This window comes from Corynebacterium liangguodongii (assembly GCF_003070865.1).
GTDB classification, from domain to species: domain Bacteria; phylum Actinomycetota; class Actinomycetes; order Mycobacteriales; family Mycobacteriaceae; genus Corynebacterium; species Corynebacterium liangguodongii.
Window position 1 is genome coordinate 401403 of record NZ_CP026948.1, and the last position, 22425, is coordinate 423827.

General features: G+C 68.2%; 24 protein-coding genes. 22 read left to right on the forward strand and 2 right to left on the reverse strand.

What is annotated here, in order from left to right; all coding sequences use genetic code 11:
• Positions 1 to 110 precede the first annotated feature (110 nt).
• The 10 genes from eccCa (at position 111) to C3E79_RS02015 (ending at position 10452) form a co-directional block, all read left to right on the forward strand.
• Positions 111 to 3755: a type VII secretion protein EccCa gene (gene eccCa, locus C3E79_RS01970; RefSeq protein ID WP_108403397.1), complete on the forward strand. Its 3645-nt coding sequence runs from the start codon at positions 111 to 113 to the stop codon at positions 3753 to 3755.
• Positions 3756 to 3757: 2 nt separating this feature from the next.
• Positions 3758 to 4726, forward strand: a complete 969-nt coding sequence (locus C3E79_RS01975; protein WP_108403398.1) for a type VII secretion-associated protein — start codon at positions 3758 to 3760, stop codon at positions 4724 to 4726.
• 143 nt (positions 4727 to 4869) lie between these two features.
• Positions 4870 to 5187 (forward strand): WXG100 family type VII secretion target, encoded by a 318-nt coding sequence (locus tag C3E79_RS01980; RefSeq protein WP_108403399.1) that lies wholly within the window; start codon positions 4870 to 4872, stop codon positions 5185 to 5187.
• A 25-nt stretch (positions 5188 to 5212) separates the two neighbouring features.
• The gene (locus C3E79_RS01985) at positions 5213 to 5497 is read left to right on the forward strand and encodes a WXG100 family type VII secretion target (RefSeq protein ID WP_108403400.1); all 285 of its coding nucleotides are present in this window, start codon (positions 5213 to 5215) and stop codon (positions 5495 to 5497) included.
• Between the two features lie 321 nt (positions 5498 to 5818).
• Positions 5819 to 6262 (forward strand): 50S ribosomal protein L13, encoded by a 444-nt coding sequence (gene rplM / locus C3E79_RS01990; protein WP_108403401.1) that lies wholly within the window; start codon positions 5819 to 5821, stop codon positions 6260 to 6262.
• A complete protein-coding gene (gene rpsI, locus C3E79_RS01995) occupies positions 6262 to 6810 on the forward strand; it encodes a 30S ribosomal protein S9 (protein ID WP_108403402.1) in 549 nt (182 codons plus the stop codon). Before rplM ends, rpsI begins: the two co-directional genes overlap by 1 nt.
• Before the next feature lie 127 nt (positions 6811 to 6937).
• Complete coding sequence (gene glmM / locus C3E79_RS02000; RefSeq protein ID WP_108403403.1) at positions 6938 to 8281, forward strand: phosphoglucosamine mutase; 1344 nt, start codon at positions 6938 to 6940, stop codon at positions 8279 to 8281.
• 127 nt (positions 8282 to 8408) lie between these two features.
• A complete protein-coding gene (locus C3E79_RS02005; RefSeq protein ID WP_108403404.1) occupies positions 8409 to 8708 on the forward strand; it encodes a hypothetical protein in 300 nt (99 codons plus the stop codon).
• On the forward strand, positions 8705 to 10216 hold the full coding sequence (locus C3E79_RS02010) for a hypothetical protein (RefSeq protein ID WP_108403405.1): 1512 nt from the start codon (positions 8705 to 8707) through the stop codon (positions 10214 to 10216). The genes C3E79_RS02005 and C3E79_RS02010 overlap by 4 nt, the downstream gene beginning before the upstream one ends.
• Entirely contained in the window at positions 10216 to 10452 is a 237-nt protein-coding gene (locus C3E79_RS02015) for a hypothetical protein (protein WP_108405000.1), read from the forward strand. Before C3E79_RS02010 ends, C3E79_RS02015 begins: the two co-directional genes overlap by 1 nt.
• 4 nt (positions 10453 to 10456) lie before the next feature.
• Here the strand turns inward: C3E79_RS02015 and C3E79_RS02020 are convergent, their stop codons facing one another.
• Positions 10457 to 11311, reverse strand: coding sequence for a dienelactone hydrolase family protein (locus C3E79_RS02020; protein ID WP_108405001.1), 855 nt, complete (start codon positions 11309 to 11311; stop codon positions 10457 to 10459).
• 89 nt (positions 11312 to 11400) lie between these two features.
• Here C3E79_RS02020 and glmS point away from each other — a divergent pair, with 89 nt between their 5' ends.
• From glmS to groL, 10 genes are all read left to right on the forward strand, one after another.
• Entirely contained in the window at positions 11401 to 13263 is a 1863-nt protein-coding gene (gene glmS / locus C3E79_RS02025) for a glutamine--fructose-6-phosphate transaminase (isomerizing) (RefSeq protein ID WP_108403406.1), read from the forward strand.
• Between the two features lie 5 nt (positions 13264 to 13268).
• The gene (locus C3E79_RS02030; RefSeq protein WP_108403407.1) at positions 13269 to 13925 is read left to right on the forward strand and encodes a hypothetical protein; all 657 of its coding nucleotides are present in this window, start codon (positions 13269 to 13271) and stop codon (positions 13923 to 13925) included.
• 3 nt (positions 13926 to 13928) lie between these two features.
• The gene (gene alr, locus C3E79_RS02035; RefSeq protein WP_108403408.1) at positions 13929 to 15026 is read left to right on the forward strand and encodes an alanine racemase; all 1098 of its coding nucleotides are present in this window, start codon (positions 13929 to 13931) and stop codon (positions 15024 to 15026) included.
• A gap of 3 nt (positions 15027 to 15029) precedes the next feature.
• Entirely contained in the window at positions 15030 to 15521 is a 492-nt protein-coding gene (gene tsaE, locus C3E79_RS02040) for a tRNA (adenosine(37)-N6)-threonylcarbamoyltransferase complex ATPase subunit type 1 TsaE (RefSeq protein ID WP_108403409.1), read from the forward strand.
• 25 nt (positions 15522 to 15546) lie between these two features.
• On the forward strand, positions 15547 to 16044 hold the full coding sequence (locus C3E79_RS02045) for a hypothetical protein (protein ID WP_108403410.1): 498 nt from the start codon (positions 15547 to 15549) through the stop codon (positions 16042 to 16044).
• 21 nt (positions 16045 to 16065) lie between these two features.
• Entirely contained in the window at positions 16066 to 16767 is a 702-nt protein-coding gene (gene tsaB, locus C3E79_RS11545; protein WP_108403411.1) for a tRNA (adenosine(37)-N6)-threonylcarbamoyltransferase complex dimerization subunit type 1 TsaB, read from the forward strand.
• Entirely contained in the window at positions 16767 to 17240 is a 474-nt protein-coding gene (gene rimI / locus C3E79_RS11550; protein WP_108403412.1) for a ribosomal protein S18-alanine N-acetyltransferase, read from the forward strand. The genes tsaB and rimI overlap by 1 nt, the downstream gene beginning before the upstream one ends.
• Positions 17237 to 18292 (forward strand): tRNA (adenosine(37)-N6)-threonylcarbamoyltransferase complex transferase subunit TsaD, encoded by a 1056-nt coding sequence (gene tsaD / locus C3E79_RS02060; RefSeq protein ID WP_108403413.1) that lies wholly within the window; start codon positions 17237 to 17239, stop codon positions 18290 to 18292. Before rimI ends, tsaD begins: the two co-directional genes overlap by 4 nt.
• Before the next feature lie 125 nt (positions 18293 to 18417).
• Entirely contained in the window at positions 18418 to 18717 is a 300-nt protein-coding gene (gene groES, locus C3E79_RS02065) for a co-chaperone GroES (RefSeq protein ID WP_108403414.1), read from the forward strand.
• A gap of 20 nt (positions 18718 to 18737) precedes the next feature.
• Positions 18738 to 20354 (forward strand): chaperonin GroEL, encoded by a 1617-nt coding sequence (gene groL, locus C3E79_RS02070; protein WP_108403415.1) that lies wholly within the window; start codon positions 18738 to 18740, stop codon positions 20352 to 20354.
• Positions 20355 to 20425: 71 nt separating this feature from the next.
• Here groL and C3E79_RS02075 read toward each other — a convergent pair whose 3' ends face one another.
• The gene (locus tag C3E79_RS02075) at positions 20426 to 20743 is read right to left on the reverse strand and encodes a WhiB family transcriptional regulator (protein WP_108403416.1); all 318 of its coding nucleotides are present in this window, start codon (positions 20741 to 20743) and stop codon (positions 20426 to 20428) included.
• A 337-nt stretch (positions 20744 to 21080) separates the two neighbouring features.
• On the opposite strand from C3E79_RS02075, the gene C3E79_RS02080 reads away from it, so the two are divergent.
• Positions 21081 to 21671: a sigma-70 family RNA polymerase sigma factor gene (locus tag C3E79_RS02080; protein ID WP_108403417.1), complete on the forward strand. Its 591-nt coding sequence runs from the start codon at positions 21081 to 21083 to the stop codon at positions 21669 to 21671.
• Positions 21649 to 22422: a hypothetical protein gene (locus C3E79_RS02085; RefSeq protein WP_108403418.1), complete on the forward strand. Its 774-nt coding sequence runs from the start codon at positions 21649 to 21651 to the stop codon at positions 22420 to 22422. The genes C3E79_RS02080 and C3E79_RS02085 overlap by 23 nt, the downstream gene beginning before the upstream one ends.
• The last annotated feature ends 3 nt before the right edge of the window (positions 22423 to 22425 follow it).

Here is a 22425-nt window from a genome sequence, read left to right on the forward strand (position 1 = left end):
GACCCCCAACGCCGCGCATCTGTGCCAATTATTGCCTAGAATGTCGGACGCGTCCACAGCTCGGGGGAGCGGAACTCGCGGACGCAGCCGATCTCAGGGGGGAAATCACGATGCTCGGGCTCGATAGAACCGCCGTCTTAGCGCCGCAGCACGCGGCAGGAGACGACCAAGAACCGCCGCTGCCGGAGGGCAGCCTGGCCGCCGAGCCCATCCCGGAGGCGCAGCGCGACCAACCGCAGCCGATCATCAAAATCCTCATGCCGATCATCATGATCGCCGCGATCGGGGCGATGGTCGCCGTCGTCGCTCTCTCCGGGAGGGAGGTCAGCCCCACAATGGCGATCTTCCCGCTCATGATGGGGCTCAGCGCGCTGATGATGATCAACCCACCGGAGAAGGCCGGGGATATCGACGAGACGCGCCGGGTCTACCTGCGCCACCTTGGCGCTCTCGCCGAGAGCGCCCGCACCAACGCCGACCGGCAGCGCGCGCACGCCTCCTACCTTCACCCCGCCCCGAGCCACCTGTTGCACGCCACTGCGACCTCGCGGGTGTGGGAGCGCGGGCATGACTCCCCGCGCGCCCTCCACGTGCGATTCGGCGAGGGCACGACCTCGCTGTGCACCCCGGTTCACGTCGCTGACCCAGGCTCCCCGGAGGACCTCGATCCCGTCTGCGCGGTGAGCCTGCGCCGGATGGTCGCCGCAGTGGGGACAGTGGCCGGGATGCCGATCGTGATTAACCTCGCTGCCTTCCCCTCGATCGTGCTCACCGGCGCCCAGGCGCACGAGGTGGCGCGCGCCGCGCTGTGCCAGCTGTGCTTCTTCCACGGCCCGGAGGTCGCCGGGCTCTACAACCTTCACAAAGACCCGGATTTCGAGTGGGTGAAGTGGTTCCCGCACACCCGCGCGCCGCACAAGGCGGCCTTCGCCGTCGCGCTGGCGGACCGCGCCCACGCACATGCGGCGCTGATGTCGCCGGGCATCGACTGCGTCATCGCCGTGGACCAGGACCCGGACTACAGCGTGGACGAGGATTCGCTGCACCTCGTGTGCGAGGCGGGTGTCGTTGTCGCGCGCACTCTCAAGGGTGATGAGGAGCTCGGGTGCGTCGATACGCTGCCCGTGCTCGTGGCAGAGCTTATAGCCCGCCACCTCGCGTTTTACCGCCGCCCGGAAAGCTCGGGAGCGCAGGGCGCTGGCGGCCTTATGAGCATGCTGGGTTTTAGCGACATTGACGAGCTCGACGAGCACTCCATGTGGCGCGGGCGCGCCGGCACCCGGCACCACCTGGTCGTCCCCTTCGGCTCCACCCCGGACGGCGGTGCCGTCCACCTCGACCTCAAGGAGGCCGCGCACGGAGGGATGGGCCCGCACGGGCTGTGCATCGGGGCGACGGGGTCCGGTAAATCGGAACTACTAAGGACCCTCGTCACCGCGCTGGCGGCGACGCATTCGCCCGAGGAACTCAACGTCGTCCTCGTCGATTTCAAGGGCGGGGCGACGTTCCTCGGCTGCGAAGACCTGCCGCATACCGCTGCGGTGATTACAAACCTCGAGGCCGAATCTGTGCTGGTTGAGCGCATGTTCGATGCCATCTCCGGCGAGCTCAACCGGCGCCAAGAGCTGCTGCGCGAGGCGGGAAACTTTGCCAACGTCACCGATTACTTCCACGCCCGTCAGGCGGGCCGGGCAGACGTGGGTGCCCTGCCGTCGCTGCTCATCATCGTCGATGAGTTCTCCGAGCTGCTCGGCCAGCACCCGCACTTCGCGGATCTCTTCGTTGCCGTGGGGCGGCTGGGCCGTTCGCTGGGGGTGCACTTGCTGCTGGCGTCGCAACGCCTCGAGGAGGGCAAGCTGCGCGGGCTCGACTCTCACTTGTCCTACCGCATCGGGCTCAAGACGTTCTCGGCGGGGGAGTCGCGCCAGGTGCTCGGTGTGCCGGACGCCTACGAGCTACCTGGTGAGCCCGGCAGCGGCTACCTGAAGACTGGATCAACAGAGCTCGTCCGCTTCCGTGCGGCCTACGTCTCCGGCCCGCTCGAGCGGCGCGTCGGAGGCGACGAGGGGCACGCGCGGCCCGCGGTGGCGTTGTTTACCGGGTGGAGCGAGGTGGAGGAGGACCACGACCGGGCCGACATACGCATTGATGAGTCGACGACGCTGCTGGCCGCCGTGGTGGGCAAGGCACGCAGCACCGCGCGGGTGCAAGGAATGAGCGCGCATCAGGTGTGGCTCCCGCCGCTGCCGGAGGTTGTCGAGCTTTCCACGGTGTGCGAGTCGCCCGCGCCGCTGCAGGTCTCCATCGGGCTCATCGACGACCCCTATCACCAGCGCCAAGACCCCGCGGTGATCGATTTCTCCCACGCCGGTGGGCACGTGGCCATCGCGGGCGGGCCGCGCACGGGCAAGTCGATGGCGCTGCGCACGATCGTGGCCGCGCTGGCTGTGACGCACACCACCTCGCAGGTGTGCTTCTACGTCATCGACGCCGGTGCCGGGGGTTTGGCCGACCTCGAATGCCTGCCGCACGTCGCCGGGGTGGCCACCCCGGCCGAGGAGGATAAGTGCAGGCGCATCGTCGACGAGATGCTCGCGCTTATCGACGCCCACGCCACCGCCCCGCAGGACCCAGCGGCGCGCCGTCAGACCTTCCTCGTCCTCGACGGCTGGCACTCCGTGTTCGCCCCCGACTCCTCGCTCGAGGACCTGCGCGACGCCCTAGCGCGCATCGCTTCTGCGGGCCCGGCCGCCGGTGTCCACATCGTTACCTCCACGCAGCGCTGGAGCGCTATCCGGGCCAACGTGCGCGACCTCATCGGTACCCGCCTCGAGCTGCACCTGAGTGAACCGGCGGATTCGCTGCTGGGGAGGAAGGCGCAGCAGCAGGTTCCGGCCCGCCCGGGCCGCGGGCTCAACCCCCACGGGCGCCACATGCTCATCGCCGCCACCGCGCCTCAGGACCTTGCTCATATCGCAGCGCAGGCGGCCGGCCAGCCGCCTGCGCCCCGGCTCAAGGTGCTGCCCGCCGCCGTCTCCGCTGCGGCACTGCTCGGCGGGGAGGAGGCCAGCCGGCTCCCGTTTGCCCGCGGCGGCAGAAACCTCGATGCGGTGTGCCTCGAGGGCAGGCACCTCGTGGCCATCGGGGTGCGCGGCAGCGGTAAATCGACGCTTCTGGCCACGCTCATCGCAGGCATCGACGCGCTGCCGCGCGATGCGGCCCGCATGGTCATCATCGACCCGCGCCGCAGGCACATCGATGCGGCGGGCAGCGACATGGTGGCGAGCTACGCGGCGTCTTCCGCCGCGGTGCGCGACACGGTGAGCGCGGCCGTGGAGACTCTCCGCTCCCGCCTCCCCGGCGCGGGGGTAAGCGCCGCCGAGCTCGCCGAGCGGTCGTGGTGGGAAGGCCCCGATATCTACCTCATCATTGACGACGCCGACCTCGTCGCCGAGGCAGACGTCGCCCCGCTGCTCGCCCTGTTGCCGCACGCGCGCGATATCGGTCTGCACGTCATCGTGGCCCGCAAGCTCGGGGGAACGGCCCGCGCGCTCTATGGCGGGCTGCTCGGCGCTGTCAAAGACCTCAACCCGGACGCCGTGCTGCTCAGCGGCAACCGCGACGAGGGCAGCGTGTTCGGGGTCAAGCCGGAGCCGCTGCCCGCCGGGCGGGGCAGGCTCGTGCGCGATGGCGTCGATGCCGGGTTCATCCAGGTGGCCACGCTTGAGGCGGCAGCAGACGCGGGGGAGGAGTGAGCGTGACAACGACCCTGCCCGATCTAAAGGTGACGATCACGCCGGAGGCGACGATCTTCGAGGGCCTTGCTAACGTGCGCCGCTACGACCGGCCCACCCCGGCCGAGATCGCCCACTACGTCGCTAGCGTCGTGGGGCCCGAGGCCGCCGCGGTGCGCGTCGCCGTCGTGGCGTCGGAGGCCGACTTCGCCGAGCTCTCCCGAGCGTTGGACGGCAGCGGCATCGAACTCGCTCACGAGCGCTCATCGGGCAGGCACGCGCTTGTCGACGCCCACGCGGCAACCGACCCGGATCCCGCGCCCCACCCCGATCCCATCGACGATCCCATCGAGGTCACCCGGCCCACCGAGGCCGACGGGGCGCGGCGGATGACGGTGTGGTCGATGCTCGCGGTGGCCCTCGCGGCACTGCTGTGCGTCGCCGCGGTGTACTACACCGCCACGTCGCTGCGCCCGGCGCCGGTCGACGCGGGGGACGGCGCGGGGAATGCTGTGGGGGATGCTGTGGGGAATGCTGTGGGGGATGAGGCGGGCACGGAGGCGTCGACACGCATGCCCAGCCCCACGCCCACCGTCATCTCGCGCGAGGGCCTGCTTGTCGAAGTGCCAGCCGGCTTTAGCGCCGCCCCCGACGGTGACATGTGGCGGCTCACCGGCAAGGATCCCGACCTGCGCGTTCAGCTCGCAGTCGACCCGCTCTTCGAGCTGCCCCCGGAGCGCCTCATCGCGCAGGTGTTGGAGGAAATCGAGGCAGACCCCAGTGTGGAGCTGCTCGATAACTCCGCAGGGGCGCTGACGTATAGAGAAACGGGCAACGACGGCTCGCAATCGCTGTGGCGCACATGGGTCGAGGCCGGCCACCAGATCTCGGTGGGGTGCCACACCCGCGCGGCGCCGAGCCAAGTGCAGCAGGCCACGTGCACGATGGCGATGGAATCCGCCACGTTTAACGCCGAGGACGCGGCGGGGTAGAAAAAATTTTTCCTCCGGGATGGAACCTCGGGGCTGTTTCTTCAGTCAAATATAAGTGAGGCCGGCTCCGGCGCTCACGCACGTACCGCACACAAGCCGCACACAAGGCTGATATGCATTCAACGCTCACAAGGGGGAGAGAGATGGCTCAGCTGCACACTGAAGCCGACGTCATGCGCGCGGCCGCAGGCAACGTGGATGACACCAACAACGCAGTCAACAGGGAGATCGAGCGCATCCAAGGGGTTGTCGAGGGGACTCGTTCCTACTGGGCGGGCGAGGCCCAGGCGTCCTTCGATTCTGTCATGCTGCGCTACGACGACGCCCAGCGCCGACTCGTCGAGGCGCTCGCCGCCATCGCCGATAACCTGCGCGACAACGCCAAGAACTACGAACACATCGAAGCGTCCAACACCGACGACCTGCACAAGATCGGCGCCAGCGCCGGTCTCGCGCTCTAGATTTTCACCACGAGGGGGATAGCCAATGACCATCAAGTACGAGTTCGGCCAGCTCGCGGGCGCGGCCGAGGACCTGCGCGGCTCCGCGCTCCAGATCACCCGCATGCTCGAAGACCTCAAGGCGGGCCTGCAGCCCATGGTCTCTACCTGGACCGGCGAGGCGGCCGAGGCATACAAGGTCCACCAGGACAAGTGGGACCGCGCGGCCGAGGACCTCAACACCATCCTCGCCCAGGTTGCCCAGGCCGTCGACGGCGGCAACACGCGCATGCTGCAGGTCAACAACGCAGCGGCCCAGAGCTGGGGGTAGCGGCCCCGAGTAAACACACGGGGGCACATTTTTCGGGGGATGGACAACAGCGCGTCGGCGCGGTGCGTGGGGGATATTGGGGGCACCGTGTCGGCGCGCTGGCGCGTTTTGGTAAACGGGGTGGTCCTGCCGTAGGGTGTACTACCTGTGCGTTCTGTCGCGCCGTTGGGTCTTTGAGGTCACTGAGGTCACTGAGTGCCTGGGAGCCCGCGGCGCACGCCGATTCCCGTCGGGTCTCCACCGGCCGCCGTCTGGGTGTCGAGGACGCGCGGAGAACTGTTTTGGCCGGCAGCCATCTAGACAGACTTTAAGGAGTCGCACGTGTCTACTTACCACCCGAAGAGCGGTGACATTACCCGTAAGTGGTACGTCATCGACGCTACCGACGTGGTGCTGGGCAAGCTTGCGTCTACCGCCGCAGACATCCTGCGCGGCAAGCACAAGCCCCAGTACGCACCCAACGTGGATACCGGAGATCACGTCATCGTGATCAACGCCGATAAGGTCCACATTTCCTCGAACAAGCGCGAGCGCGAGATGCGCTACCGCCACTCCGGCTACCCGGGTGGTCTGAAGTCCATGACCCTTGGTCGCGCCCTGGATGAGCGCGCGGACCGCGTCATCGAAGAGGCGATCCGCGGCATGATGCCGCACAACAAGCTCTCCCGCCAGTCCATCAAGAAGCTTCACGTCTTCGTCGGCTCCGAGCACCCCTACGCGTCGCAGAAGCCGGAAACCCTCGAGTTTAAGCAGGTGGCCCAGTAATGACCGAGTCGAACAACTACACCGAGGAAAACTTCAACGCCGAGGTCGACGTCGATCTCGCCACCGCGGCAACCGAGGAGTTCAACTACACCATCGGCGACGCTGTCGCGCCCGAGGTCGACCCCGAGGCCGCTGAGGTCGCCGAGCCGGTCTCCCTCCACGAGGGCCCGATCCAGACCGTGGGCCGCCGCAAGCGCGCCATCGCCCGCGTGACCGTGACCGAGGGCGACGGCACGATCACCGTCAACGGCCGCGAGTTCGAGAACTACTTCCCGAACAAGCTGCACCAGCAGGACATCATGCTCCCGCTGACGCTGCTTGAGCGCGAAGGCCAGTTCAACATCAAGGCCAACATCTCCGGTGGCGGCCCGACCGGGCAGGCTGGTGCTCTGCGCCTGGCGATTGCCCGCGCACTCAACGTCTACAACCCGGCTGAGCGCCCGACCCTGAAGAAGGCCGGCCTGCTCACCCGTGACGCCCGTGCCGTGGAGCGCAAGAAGGCCGGTCTGCACAAGGCCCGCCGCGCGCCGCAGTACTCCAAGCGCTAGTTTCTTCCGCTTGTCGCTGCCGCCGCGTCGCCCCGCATACCGTGGGGTGCGCGGCGGTTTTCTCTGTTATAGGACGGCGGCGGTGCTCTAGCCTGTCGCCCCGGTGCGCTCGGGCATAATGTGAAGAATGACTCGATTGTTTGGAACTGACGGCGTACGCGGCCTGGCAAACCAGGTGCTCACGGCCGAGCTGGCGCTCAAGCTCGGGGCGGCGGCCGCCACGGTGTTGACGGAGAACCGGGCGTCGGCAAAGCGCCGCCCCTCGGCGATCATCGGGCGCGACCCGCGCGTCTCGGGCGAGATGCTCGCCGCCGCCATGTCGGCGGGCATGGCGTCCAAGGGCGTCGACGTCATCCGCGTGGGCGTGATCCCGACGCCGGGCCTGGCGTTTTTGACCGACAACTACGGCGCTGACATCGGGGTGATGATCTCGGCGTCGCACAACCCGATGCCCGATAACGGCATCAAGTTCTTCTCCGCGGGCGGGCGCAAGCTTCCCGACGACGTCGAGGACCGCATCGAAGAGGCGATGGCGCACCTAGACGATACCGGGCCGACCGGCACCGGCATCGGCCGCGTTATCGAGGAAGCCCCCGACGCCCAGGAGCGCTACCTCGCGCACCTCAAGCGGGCGGTGACTGCTGACCTCTCTGGGATCAAGGTGGTGGTGGACTGCGCCAACGGCGCGGCCTCTGAGGTTGCCCCGAAGGCCTACGCGGCGGCGGGCGCTACGGTCACGCCGATTTTTAACACCCCCGACGCCTTTAACATCAACGACGGCTCGGGTTCGACGCACATGGACAAGATCCAGGAGGCGGTGCTGCACTACGGTGCGGATATCGGCCTCGCCCACGACGGAGACGCCGATCGCTGCCTCGCGGTTGACGCCAAAGGCAACGTCGTCGATGGCGACCAGATCATGGCGATTATCGCCACGAGCATGCGGGATAAGAACATCCTGCAGGAAAACACGCTCGTGGCCACGGTGATGAGCAACCTGGGCCTGAAGCTGGCGATGGAGCGCGAGGGCATTGCGATGAAGCAGACGAAGGTGGGGGACCGCTACGTACTCGAAGAGCTTGGCCGCGGGGGGTACTCGCTCGGCGGGGAGCAATCCGGCCACATCGTGGTTCCGGCCCACGCCACCACAGGCGACGGAACGTTGACTGGTCTCATTCTCATGGCGCGGATGGCGGAGACCGGTAAGTCCCTCGAGGAGCTCGCGAGCGTGATGACGGTCCTGCCGCAGGTGCTTATCAACGTCCCCGTCGCCGATAAATCCCGCATCGCGGACGCCCCCGCGGTCAAAGACGCCGTCGCCGAGGCCGAGGCCGAGCTGGGGGAGACCGGGCGGGTCCTGTTGCGGCCCTCGGGCACGGAGGAGATCTTCCGCGTCATGGTCGAGGCTGCGGAGCAAGAGCACGCGCGCAAGATCGCCGGCCGCCTCGCGGCGGTGGTCTCGTCCGTGTAGCCTGCAGGCGAGATCTTTTTTCGCAGCGGAGGGAACCACGCGCGGCTCGGGGGAGTCTAATCAAGGTGTAAGCGTGTCGTGGTCTCGGGCCGCGGTGCGGTCCGCGCGAAAAGTTTGGGGGGAGAGAGTGAATCAACCGTTACACGTCGATCCGGAGGACATACGCCAGCGGCTGGGTGCGGCTATCGCGCGCTACGAGGAGGCCATCTCGCAGCTGAAGGCGGGCTCTCCCGAGTTTCCCGCAGGCGCGGTCGGGGCGGGCTTTCTTGACGACGGCACACGGCTCGCCGCAGCCCTCGTGCGCATGCAGGAGCTCAACGTCTCCTTCCTGGAGAGCCGCGTCGAGGGGTGGCGCCAGCTACAGGGCCTGATGGATTCGGTCGAGCACACCGACCAATCCCACGCCGAGGGTGTGAGGCTGCCATGACCGCCGCGCTGATTGACAAAGTCTCGGCGGTGGCCGCGGAGGCGTCGTCCATCCCGGGGTCTGACCCCGCGGTCGCGGCCCGGCTCGCTGCCCTCGCCGAGGCGTTCGGCCACCAATACAGCAAGACCGAGGGGATGGACCTGGCGCAGGTCCGCGAGGGAGCCTCCAAGCTCAGCTCCGGAGGATCGGGCGGATCTGGCGGGGGATCGAAAGGCGGGATTGCGGGTACCATCATCAAGTTCCTGGTCGACGTGGTGAGCAAGATCGGCGCCGACCTGACCGCCGGGTGGTTTACCGATCTCGGGGTATCGGAGGACGAGAAGAGGCGCGAGGACGGCGAGGCAGTCCAGGGAGACAACGCCGCCGAGCTGTGCGAGCAGATCGAGCAGTGCTGCCGATCTATCGAGGAGATCGATTCCACGGCCGATACCGCCATCGACGGCGTCCTCCAGGTTGTCATCGGGCTTGTGGGCATCGCGCGCGCCAATCCCTACGTCGCCGCCGGTGCCCTGATCCTCCCGCTCGTGGTCGAAGGCGTCGAGCACCTCCTGGGCATCGTCGAGGACCGCAACGACCAGGTGCGCACCGCCCTGGGGGCGGTCACGGACCAGTGCAACGGGATGCTCGAGCACCAGCCTGACCCACCGCGGCAGTGGCAATGCCCGGAGCCCGAACCTCAACCGTGCGTTGATCAACCTGCTCCCGCGCCGGCTCAAGCGCCCGTTCAAGCGCCGGCTCAGGCACCTGCTCAAGCGCCGACGGTGGCGGCGCAGTGCGAGGATGCGGGCGTCGATAAGCCTGCTCCCGCTCCGCCGCAGGCATCGGGTCAGGTACCGACGGTGGCGGCGCAGTGCGAGGATGCGGGCGTCGATAGGTTGAAGGCTCGGGCCGATGGGGCCATAACCTTCGACTTCTCCTGCGAGTGCACCCACACCGCCTCGCTCGCGGCTCCAAGCCGTGAGGCGGCCGTGCAATGCGCACCCCCGCAGCCGCTGCAGACCGAATGCTTCCAGGGGGCGCTCGCGGAACTCGGTTTCGGCGTGACCCTCGCCGCCCTTGACGTTCTTTCTGTCTGCATCGAGGGAGCGATCCACGACCTCGCCGATGCATGCGAAGAACCCGCGCCACCACCGCCACCCCCGGAGCCGTGCCCGGAGGAACCCGCGCCACCACCGCCACCCCCGGAGCCGTGCCCGGAGGAACCCGCGCCACCACCGCCACCCCCGGAGCCACCGGCGCGGGATGAGTTTGCACCTCCACCCGAGCTCGCCGAGGTGCCGGAACCACCTGCGCCGGCGGAGAAGCTGCGGGCTGCCGGGCTCGCGTCGCCCGCACCGGAACCTGCACCATCCCCAGAACCGGCACCTGCCCCCGCTGCCTCGCTGCCGGAACCCCCACCGGCTGCACAACCCGCCCCGGCCGAACCGCCGAGCGCACCTAAGGAGCAACCCCCGGCACCCCCGGCTGAATCCGGCGGGCCCAAAATGAGAAAGTCAGGTGAGTGGTGATGGATTTCGCCGAATTTGCCGAGCAATACAAGCGACGTACGGCAAAGCGGATGCTCGATTTCGAAGCGGCCGTCGCCGAGGCGCACCGACAAATGGAACAGGTCAACCGGCAGCAGGCGATCGCGCGGGAACTCAACCTGCGCGTCGAGCCCACCACGCCGCGCGGGGTCTACCGGCCTACCCGGCGCGGCGGCCGCGTCCAAGGGGTCCTGCGCAGGGGCGAACCGGGAGATTAGAACGTTAGAACAAGGAGAACGCTGCGTCGTCGCGGGTGAGGCCGGCACGCTCGGCGAGCGCCTCTCCGGAGAGCGAGGAGACCTTCGGACCTGTCGCGTCGGGTTCGCTGAAAGCCGAGTACTTGCGCTCCCCGGCGAGCTCGTGCAAAAGGTAGCCCACGAGCAGGCCGCGCACGCTCGCCTGGACTTTGGAGTTGGGCTTGCCCAGGCCGAGCAGGCGCTTGGCTAGGCCGTCTTCGCTAAAGCTCGCCTGGCTGCCCTTGGCGGGGGCGCGGTAGACCACCTCGCCGGCCCAGTTGTAGGCGAGCTTTGCAGGGTTGCCGGGGTCAAAAAGCGAATCGGAATCTTCCCCGGGGCCGATCACCATCGCGGGAATCAACAGGTTGCGCGCGGCCTCGATGGCAGAAGGGGCGGTGTTGGCGGGGTAGATCGCGGCGACTGCCTTGACCTTCGGATTATCGACGGCCGACAACACCGCCGCGCCGCCGCCCATGCCGTGGCCTGCCACGCCGATCTTCGCGGGGGCGACGGTGACGTTGCCGTTGCCAAGCCGCACGCCCGCGAGGATCTGCACGGCGGTATCGAGGTCGGCGGCGAACCCGGAGTGGTCGGGGCGCAGCCCAGACTCGGTATCCGGCGCGGCGACGACGATGCCCCAGCTCGCCAGGTGGCGCAGGGTGGCGTGGTAGTCATCGACGCTGCGCATCCAATCGTGGCCGAACGCGATGGCGGGCAGGCCGTCGCCCTCGGCGGGGGTGTAGACCTTGCCCGGCAGGCCCGTGTAGCCCAAGTCGCCTTCGAGGACCCGGTGCGGGCCGCGCTTCGACAGATCAGACAGCTTCTTCAGATTCGCAGACACGCCCACCAGAATACGTCATCTCCGCGCCTCAAGCCGCCGGTGTGGCGCGCAACGTGGCGGGGGCGGTGGCGTGTATTAATCTTGGGCGCATGTGTGGAATCGTCGGATACGTCGGCCAAAAGCAGTCTTTGCCCATCGCGCTCGATGCCTTGCGCCGAATGGAATACCGCGGATACGACTCCGCCGGTATCGCGGTGGCGGGGTCGAACGGCATCGTCAGCGCGAAGCGGGCCGGGAAGTTGGCCAACCTGGAGGACAAGATCGCCGAGATCGGCGCAGATACCCTCGGCGGCACCACGGGGATCGGGCACACGCGGTGGGCCACCCACGGCCGCCCGACGGACGAGAACGCTCACCCGCATCTCTCCTACGACGGCAAGGTCGCCATCGTGCACAACGGCATCATCGAAAACTTCGCACCCCTGCGCGATGAGCTCGTCTCCGCAGGCATCGAGCTCGCATCGGAGACAGATTCCGAGGTGGCCGCGCACCTGGTGGCCAGGGCGTATAACGAGGGGGAGACCGCCGGGGATTTCCGGGCCTCGGCACTAGGTGTGCTGCGGCGCCTCGAGGGCGCTTTTACCCTGCTGTTTATCCACGCCGACCACCCCGACCAGATCATCGCGGCGCGGCGCTCAACCCCGCTGATGATCGGCGTCGGCGAGGGCGAGATGTTCCTCGGCTCCGACGTTGCCGCATTTATCGAGCACACCAAGCAAGCCATCGAGCTGGGGCAGGACTCCGTGGTCATCATCACCAAGGATGATTACGAGATCCTCAACTTCGATGGCACCGCCTCTGAGGGCACGCCGTTTACCATTGATTGGGATTTGGAGGCCGCGGAGAAGGGCGGGTTCGATTCCTTCATGATGAAGGAGATCTACGAGCAGCCCGCGGCGGTGCGCGACACCCTGGTGGGGCACTTCTCAGCCGGCCGGGTCACCCTCGACGAGAACAACTTGGGCGAGGCCGAGCTCGCCGCGTTCGACCAGGTCTTTGTCATCGCGTGCGGCTCCGCCTACCACTCCGGCCTCGCGGCGAAGTACGCCATCGAGCACTGGGTGCGCATCCCCGTGCAGATTGAGGTGGCCAGCGAGTTCCGCTACCGCGATCCGGTGCTCGATGAGCGCACCCTTGTGCTTGCGATTTCGCAGTCGGGCGAGACGGCGGACACCTTAGAGGCCGTGCGCCACGCCAAGGGGCAAGGGGCGAAGGTATTGGCGGTGTGCAACACGAACGGCTCCCAGATCCCGCGCGAGTCCGATGCGGTGCTCTACACCCACGCGGGCCCGGAAATCGGCGTGGCGTCGACGAAGGCCTTCCTCGCCCAGGTTGCCGCGAACTACATCGTCGGCCTCGCCCTGGCGCAGGCGAAGGGGACGCTGAGCCCCGCGGAGGTTGCGGAGATCTGGGCAGAGCTCGAGGCAGTGCCGGAGAAGATCTCCGAGACCTTGGGCACCCGCGACCAGCTCAAGCAGATCTCCGAGACCCTCGGCGCGGTGACCACGATGCTCTTCCTCGGCCGCGGCGTGGGCTACCCGATCGCGCTCGAGGGCGCCCTGAAGCTCAAAGAGCTCGCCTACATTCACGCCGAGGGCTTCCCCGCCGGCGAGCTCAAGCACGGCCCGATCGCGTTGATTGAAGACGACCTGCCCGTCGTCGTGGTCGTCCCGAGCCCCCGTGGGTTGAGCCAGCTGCACTCGAAGATCGTCTCCAACATCCAAGAGATTCGCGCCCGCGGGGCGAAGACCCTCGTCATCGCGGAGGAGGGCGATACCGCCGTGGAGCCGTTTGCGAACTGGCTCGTGCGCATCCCGGCGACGCGCCCGCTTATGCAGCCGCTGCTTGCCACCGTGCCGCTGCAGTTTTTGTCGGCGGATATCGCCCGCCAGTGCGGTAACGACGACATTGACAAGCCGCGGAACCTGGCCAAGTCGGTCACCGTCGAGTAGCGCGGATGCTCGCAGCACTCTCCTTCGCGTTCGTCGATTCGATCAACCTGCTGCTGATCGGTGTCATCCTCGCGGTGGGCATCGTGGTGCCCGCCGGCGGCCGGTTCGCGCGGATCACCGGCCTGCTTATCGCCGGGGATTGGCTGGGGGTGGCGGGTCTGGCGCTGGTCATGCTCGCGATTTTCGACGGCCTGGGCCCCGTGGTCCGCAGCTTCGTCGACGGCCCTATCTTCGGCCTCGTGCTCGTGGCCACGGGCCTGGCCACGGCTCTGCTGGCGTTGCGGGGAGGGGATAACTCGGAGCTGATCGAGCGGATCATGGGGCCGCTGCGCCGCCCGGGCCCTATGACGGTGCTCACCGGTTTCATCCTCGGTGTGGTGCAGTCGGCGACCTCGGTGCCGTTCTACGGCGGGCTGGCGCTGCTCTCCGCCGCGGGGATTGAGGTCGCCGTGCGCTACGGATCCCTCGTGGCATACGCCACGGTGGCGTTGAGCCTGCCCACCGCGTGCGCGCTCGCGGTGGCGTGGGTGCGGGCGCGTCCGGCCAGCAGCCCTGCGCGGGCGTTCGAGTGGGCGAGGGCCCGCCCGGAGGCGGTCACGCGCGCGGCGACGTGGGCGGTTGCTGCGCTGCTGGTGGTCCTCGGGCTCGTCCATATGCTGTAGAGCATGTTGACCGCACGGATTGATCTTGGTGCTATCGCGCACAACACGCGCGTGCTCAAGCGCCTCGCCGGGGATGCGCGCCTGATGTGCGTGGTCAAGGCGGATGCCTACAACCACGGCGCCGAGCGCGTCGTGCCGGTGATGGACGCCGCCGGCGCGGACGCCTTCGGCGTGGCCACGCTGGAGGAAGCGGCCGCGGTGCGCGCCCTGACGGATGCGCCCGTCCTCGCGTGGCTGTGGGTGCCGGGCCAGCCCATTCCCGATGGTGTGGAGCTCGGCGTGCCCACGATGGAGCACCTTCGCTGGCTTATCGACGCCCCCTCTGCACCCCCGGCCGGCACCCCGCTGCACATCAAGGTAGACACCGGAATGCACCGCTCGGGCCTCGGCAGGCACGAGTGGGACGAGGCGTTCGCCCGCGCCGCGCAGGCGGGGCTCAACGTCGTCGGGCTCTTCAGCCATCTCGCGGTGGCCGACGACCCGGCAGACCCCTACACAGGCGCCCAGGCGGAGAGCTTTCAGGAGGCGGTGCGGGCCGCCGCTGCGGCGGGGCTTTCCCCCACGGTGCGCCACCTCGCGAACACCCCGGCGCTCCTGAGCCGCCCCGACCTGGCCTTCGACCAGGTGCGCGCCGGGCTGGGGCTCTACGGGCTCGAGCCGATCGCGGGCGGAGATCACGGCCTGCGGCCGGCGATGACGTGGTCCGCGCCGGTGCTCGCGGTGAAGCGGCTCGCCGCCGGGGAGCCGGTGAGCTACGGGCTGACGTGGTCGGCGCCGCGCGACGGGTATACCGCCGTGATCCCTGCGGGGTATGCCGACGGGGTGGCGCGCTCGTGGCAGGGCGCGTTCACCGTCACGGTGGCAGGCAAGCAATACCCCCAGGTCGGGCGCGTGTGCATGGACCAGTTCATCGTCTGGCTCGGTGATAACGAGGACGGCGTGCGGGTGGGCGATGACGCCGTGATCTTCGGCGCGGGCGGCGTGAGCGCGACCGAGTTCGCAGCGGGCGTGGGTACCATCAATTACGAGGTCGTGTGCGCGCCGAAGGGACGGACACGGCGCGTCTATGGTGGGGATATCCTCGCAGGGGAGAAGGAGTAGCAGGTGAAGGCGGATTTTCCCGAGCGCGGCTCGAGGATGTGCCCGAGCGCGGAGGACACCGCGCGGCTTGGCCGTGAGCTCGGCGCCGCACTCGAGGCGGGCGATGTGGTGATCCTCGATGGCCCGCTCGGGGCGGGCAAGACCACCATGACCCAGGGCATCGCCGCGGGTATGGGGGTGCGGGGCAGGGTGACCAGCCCGACGTTTATCATCGCCCGGGAGCACAAGCCCCTCGGTGAGGGCCCGTCGCTCATCCACGTCGACGCCTACCGGCTCCTCGGCGAGGGCTCTGTGGGCGATCCGCTGGGGCAGCTCGATGCCCTCGATTTAGACGCGCAGCTCAGCGAGGCCGTCGTCGTCGCCGAATGGGGCGGTGGTGTGGTGGAATCCATTGCCTCCCGCTACCTTGTCGTGCGACTCGACCGCGAGAGCCTAGCCGGGCAAGATCCCGACTCCCAGGCCCGCCTCATCTCGTGGGAGATGGTGGGGTGCTAGCCGGGCCCGATGTAGGCTCTAGGGCATGCTGAAGCTTTCCAACATCAACCGCCGCTGGGTTGGCCTGGCGCTCGCGTTGTGGCTCATTGTGCTCGTCGCCATCATCTTCATCCCGCTGAGCCGGGGGACCACCGCCGCGGCCTACCCCAACTCGCTGGAGAAGGCTTTGCAGCTCTCGGAGCCGGCGAAGAGCGACGCCGTGATGGGCGAGCTGGTCAACCCGGCCCGCATCTACGGTGAGGAGTACGCGGGCTACACCATGCTGTGCCCGAACGAGCCTGCCGAGATGATCGACGCGAAGCTCGACGCGTTTGGCCTGGACGCATCCGAGCTCGACCTTGGCGGGGAGAGCGGTTACATGGTGCTGCTGCCCGCGCGGCAGAGCGGGGATGTCATGCTCGATCCGGTCAACCTCAACGCGGTCAACATCTGCACGGTGCCGCAAACCGAGTCTTTCCGGATCGATGCGGCCATCCCGTTCTTCGTCGAAGACGGCACCTGGACGATGGGGATTGCCTCCTAGCCGCGGCGGGGAGGTGGCGTTGTGATTGTTCTCGCGATCGATACTGCAACGGCGGACCTCGTCGCCGGCGTCGTGGAGGCGGGTGAGGCCGGAGAAACCAAGGCCTTAGCGCGGGCGCTGGCGGAATCGGTCACGCGCACCCGAGCGCACAACGAGCGTCTTGTGCCCACGGTCAATGGCTTGCTCGAGCAAGCCGGGGCCTCGTTCGCCGATATCGAATCGATCGTCGTGGGCTGCGGGCCGGGCCCGTTTACAGGACTGCGCGTCGGCATGGCCACGGCCCAGGCGTTCGGGCAGGCCCTCGGGGTGCCGGTGCACGGAGTGGTCACGCACGATGCGGTGGCGCGCTGTGCGTGCGGTGAGAGCGGCGCGGAATGCCTGGTGGTAACGGACGCGCGCCGCCGCGAGGTCTACTGGGCGAGGTATTCCGGCGGGCGCCGGGTCTCCGGGCCGCACGTGACCGCGCCGTCGCAGGTCGATACCATCGGGGTGGAAATGCTGAGCGTGCCCGAGGAACTCGCAGGATTGCTGCCCGCCCACGACGCCAAGGTGATCTATTGCGCGCCGCGGCCGGCCGGGCTGGTTGCCGCCGCGGACCTCGCGGCGCGGCCCGGCCCGCTCGTGGCGCACTATTTGCGCCGCCCGGACGCGGTGCCCCCGGCGCGGGGGCCGAAGTCGCGGGCGATTCCGGACGTCGATACGCAAGCCCTGGGGGATGCGTAGTGCGCTTTCGCGAGCTGGCGGCTGGCGACGCCGCCGCACTCGCCGCGATCGAGGCGGACCTCTTCGCCGGCGACGCGCCCTGGTCGCGCGATGTCTTCCTCGCCGAGCTCGCCCACCCATACACCTTCTACGTGGGCGCGTTCGAAGCCGATGAGCTCGTCGGCTACGCGGGCCTGGCCATGCTCGGGCCGAGGGAGGACCCGGAATTCGAGGTGCACACGATTGGGGTGGCGCGCTCGCACCAGGGGCGCGGCATCGGGCGGGCCCTGATGGATCAGCTCGTCCACGCTGCGGACCTCGCCGGGGGCCCGATGTTTTTGGAGGTACGCACCGATAACGCCGCGGCGATCGCGCTCTATGAAAGCTACGGCTTTTCCATCCTGGCCACTCGAAAGGCCTATTATCAGCCCTCGGGCGCGGATGCCTATTCCATGATGCGGCACGCAAGCAACGAAAGGGACCCCGGAACATGATCGTCCTTGGTATCGAATCGTCCTGTGACGAAACAGCGGTGGGCATCGTCGAGCTGAAAGACGACGGCACGATGACGATCCTCGCGGACTCGGTGGCCTCCTCCATGCACGAGCACGCCCGCTTCGGCGGGGTGGTGCCCGAGATCGCTTCGCGCGCACACCTCGAGGCGATGCCGCAGGTCATGGCCGATGCGCTGGCGCAGGCCGGGATAGACAAGCCGGATTGCGTCGCGGCGACGGTCGGCCCTGGTCTGGCGGGGGCGCTGCTCGTCGGCGCCTCTGCCGCGAAGGCGTACGCGGCCGCGTGGGGAGTGGATTTCTACGCGGTCAACCACCTAGGCGGGCATGTCGCCGTGGCCAACCTCGACGGGGCCGGCGAGCTTTCGCACTCCGTGGCGCTGCTCGTCTCCGGCGGGCACACGCAGCTGCTCGAGGTCGTCTCCGTGGGCAGGCCCATGCGGGAGCTGGGCAGCACGCTTGACGACGCCGCCGGCGAGGCCTACGACAAAGTCTCGCGCCTGCTCGGGCTCGGCTACCCGGGTGGGCCGGTCGTCGATACGCTTGCGCGCCGGGGCCAGCCCTCGATCCCGTTCCCGCGCGGGCTGTGCAAGCCGGAGGACCTGCGCGGGGAGCACCGCTACGATTTTTCCTTCTCCGGGCTAAAGACCGCCGTTGCCCGCTACGTCGAGGCGGCCGAGCGGGAGGGGCGCGTGATCTCCGTCGAAGACGTCTGCGCCTCCTTCCAGGAGGCGGTGTGCGATGTGCTGACCAGCAAAGCGGTCATGGCCTGCGAGGATACGGGCGCGGAGGTGTTGCTCATCGGCGGGGGTGTCGCGGCGAACGGGAGGCTGCGCGAGCTGGCCCAGGAAAGGTGCGCCGCAGCAGGGATCGAGCTGCGCGTGCCCCGGTTGGCGCTGTGTACGGACAACGGTGTGATGGTCGCGGCCCTGGCCGCCGAGCTCATCCGCGCCGGTTGGGGGCCGTCGGATCTGGGGGTGGGCACGGATACCTCGTTGGAGGTCGACGTGCCGCTTGTACGTGTTGTCAGTTAGCACTCTCGCGGGTAGAGTGCCAATAGGTTGCATTGAGCACAGTTGTTTACCCGCGACGACGGCTGCCGCGAGATGGAAACCGATCAGAAGAGAGATACACCATCACGAAAGGTCATTGATCGATCATGGCAAACGTTAACATCAAGCCGCTCGAGGACAAGGTCCTGGTGCAGATCGCTGAGGCGGAGACCACCACCGCTTCCGGCCTGGTCATCCCCGACTCCGCCGCAGAGAAGCCGCAGGAAGCCGTCGTCATCGCAGTCGGCCCGGGTCGCCTCGACGACAACGGCAACCGCATCGCCGTGGACGTCAAGGAGGGCGACACCGTCGTGTTCTCCAAGTACGGCGGCACCGAGCTGAAGTACAACGGCGAAGACTACCTCCTGCTCTCCGCCCGTGACCTGCTCGCCGTCGTCGAGAAGTAGAAGCGAGGCGATCGCCTACTATGGCAAAACTCATTGCATTTGATCAACAGGCCCGCGAGGGCATCCAGCGCGGCGTGGACACCCTCGCCGACGCGGTCAAGGTCACCCTCGGCCCGCGCGGCCGCAACGTCGTCCTTGCCAAGGCGTTCGGCGGCCCGGCCGTGACCAACGACGGCGTCACCATCGCCCGCGACATCGACCTCGAGGACCCCTTCGAAAACCTCGGCGCTCAGCTGGTGAAGTCCGTCGCGGTGAAGACGAACGACATCGCCGGCGACGGCACCACCACCGCGACGCTGCTCGCCCAGGCGCTCATCGCCGAGGGCCTGCGCAACGTTGCTGCTGGAGCCAACCCGATCGAGCTGAACAAGGGCATTAAGGCGGCCGCGGACAAGGCCGTCGAAGAGCTGGTTAACCGCGCCACCGAGGTCTCGTCCACCGGCGAGATCGCGAACGTCGCCACCGTCTCCTCCCGCGACCCGGAGGTCGGCGAGATGGTCGCCGGCGCGATGGAGAAGGTGGGCAAGGACGGCGTGGTCACCGTCGAGGAATCCCAGTCCATCGAGTCCTACGTCGACCTCACTGAGGGCATCTCCTTTGACAAGGGCTTCCTCTCGCCCTACTTCATGACCGACCCCGACGCGGGCCAGGCCGTGCTTGATGACGCCCGAGTGCTGCTCGTCCGCGGCAAGATCTCCTCCCTGCCCGACTTCCTGCCGCTGCTGGAGAAGGTGGCCACCGAATCGGTGCCGCTGCTCATCGTCGCCGAGGACGTCGAGGGCGAGCCGCTGCAGACGCTGGTGGTCAACACCATCCGCAAGTCGCTGAAGGTCGTTGCCGTGAAGTCGCCGTACTTCGGCGAGCGCCGCGCAGCGTTCATGGATGACCTCGCCGTGGTCACCGACGCCACCGTCATCGACCCGGAGGTCGGCCTTAACCTCAAGGACGCCACCCTGGAACACCTCGGTTCCGCCCGCCGCATCACCGTGACCAAGGACGACACCGTCATCGTCGACGGCGCGGGCACCGCTGAGGCGGTTGAGGAGCGCCGCGCGCAGATCCGCCGCGAGATCGAGGCGACGGATTCCACCTGGGACAAGGAAAAGATGGAAGAGCGCCTGGCCAAGCTCTCCGGCGGCGTGGCGGTCATCCGCGTCGGCGCCGCCACCGAGACCGAGGTCAACGAGCGCAAGCTGCGCGTCGAAGACGCCATCAACGCCGCCCGCGCGGCCGTGCAGGAGGGCATCATCGCCGGCGGCGGTTCGGCCCTGGTGCAGATCTCCCGCGAGCTCGAGGCCTTTGCCGATCAGTTCGAGGGCGAGCAGCGCACCGGCGTGCTCTCTGTCGCACGCGCGCTGACGAAGCCGGCGTACTGGATCGCGCACAACGCCGGGCTCGACGGCGCCGTCGTTGTGTCCAAGGTCGCCGACCGCCCCAACGGCGAGGGCTTTAACGCCGCGACGCTGGAGTACGGCAACCTCATCGAGCAGGGAATCATCGACCCGGTGAAGGTGACCCACTCCGCGGTGGTCAACGCCGCCTCCGTGGCCCGCATGGTGCTTACCACGGAGGCTTCCGTGGTGACGAAGCCTGCGGAAAACGACGACGATCACGGGCACGGCCACCACCACCACTAGGAGTGGCAGGTGCCGCGCACGCGGACGTGAAAGAAGGCCCCGCTTCGGCGGGGCCTTTTGCCGTGCGCGTTCTACTTCGCGGATACCGCCGCGACCGGCAGCGAGGTGCGCGACCCGGTGCCGCGCAGGATGGCGTGGCGCTCGGACTCGCTCAGGCCGCCCCAGATGCCGTAGGGCTCCGCGACGCGCAGTGCGTGGTCGCGGCACTGCGCGAGGACCGGGCAGTTGTAGCAGATCGCCTTCGCGCGGTTCTCGCGCTGGATGCGGGCGCGGCCGCGCTCGCCGTCGGGGTGGTAGAAAACCTCGGAAGCTGCTCCACGGCACGCGCCGTGCAATTGCCAATCCCAGAAATCCGCGTTCGGCCCGGGCAGCTGCTGAGGTTGAGACATAACGTTTGAGGCTCCTTACTCCACGGCGACGCGCGTGGCGCGCGTCGATTTCCAACGAAAGCAACGGAGGCGTTGCACGTGGAAGAAGTTAAGTACGGCCGGGTTAACTGCAAGTTTCCCGGCGGTAACGCCAAGCTTGAAAGCATGAAAAGCGGGCGGAAATATTGGCAACACGCTGGGAGTTTGATTAAGGTTAAACGTCGGTGAATTCTTGGATACCCGGCGTGCTCTCCCGCGCGCGGGTAGGATCAGCGCGGATCTGGGCCCGCTTCGGCCCCGAATCAGCGCCCGGCCCCGCCCAGGCACGGCGGGAAGTTCAGAGATAGAGAGGAGCCCCGTGGCGACAGAGGAGGACAATGACCTCGCGCGCCTGGCCAGGCGCGCCGCGGCCGGCGAGCCCGGGGCCCTCAACGAGCTCGTGCGCACGATCCATCCCAGGGTGCTGCGCTACGCCCGCGCCAGGATCAGCGGGGGCCGGATGCCGACGCCGGAGGACGTCGCCCAGGAAATCTGCCTCGCCGTGGTGACATCCGTGGGCAGCTACGTCGATATGGGCAAGCCTTTCATGGCCTTCGTCTACGGCATCGCGTTTAACAAGGTGGCCGATGCTCACCGGGCGCTGGCGCGCGACAAGCTCACCCCCACGGAGCAGGTACCGGATTCCGCAGATGACGCCACGGCGACGCCCGAGGAGGCGATCTTAGAGGCGGATGGAAGTAACAGAGTGCGCCAGCTTCTCGATGTACTCAGTGATAAAGCAAGAGACATCATCATCCTGCGTGTGTTCGTGGGATTGTCGGCAGAAGAAACTGCGCAGGCCGTCGGCGGCACCGCTGGCGCGGTGCGCGTCGCGCAGCACCGCGCGCTGGCGACCTTGCGCAAGGCACTAGAGGAAGGGGGGAGCGATGAAGCGTCACTCTCGATCTGAGGCAGACGACGTCACGCCGCACCTGCGGCCGCTTTTCGACGACGACAGGTTCCTCACCGAGCTCTCTCGCGGCGTAGACCCCTCAGAAGGCAGCGACCCGCTCGCGGCTGCGCTGCTGGAGCTGCGGGCGGACGTCGATGAGCCAATGCCCGCCGCACCCGAGTTCGATCTCCCGCCCGCCCCTGCGTCTCGCCGCGGGCCGGGCCCGCTCGCAGCGGGGCTGATGGGAGCTGCGGCCGCCACCGTGATCGTCGCCGGCTCGGGCGCGGCGCTCTACAACGCCCAGCCGGGCTCCGCCCTGTGGGGCCCCTCCAGCCAGGTCTTCGGGGAGCGCGGCAACGTCGTCGAGCTCGCCAGCACGCTCGACGAGCTCAAGATCGCCAGCGAATCCGGCGACCGGGAGGCGTCCCGCAGCCTGCTCGAGCAGGCGCGCGACCTCGTCCAATCCATGGGGTCCCCGGCGAGGCCCGAGGCTCAAGCGGACTCGGTGACGGTGACGCACACGGTTACCGCACCCGCACCGCAGCCCGCCCCCGCGGAGCCTGCGGAGCCCTCCGCGCCCGCACCGTCCTCGCCGGCGCCGACCGAGACCGTCACGCAGACGCTCACCGTCACCGCCACGGTCACCGCAACCCCCGCGGCGCGGCCCTCGGAGCCGACCTCGGCGCAGGCCTCCGAGCCGACCACCGCACCGGCGGCGGGCGAGTCGGGCACGCCGAGCTCCTCGGCCGCGCCGGGCACCGCGGAGTAGGGG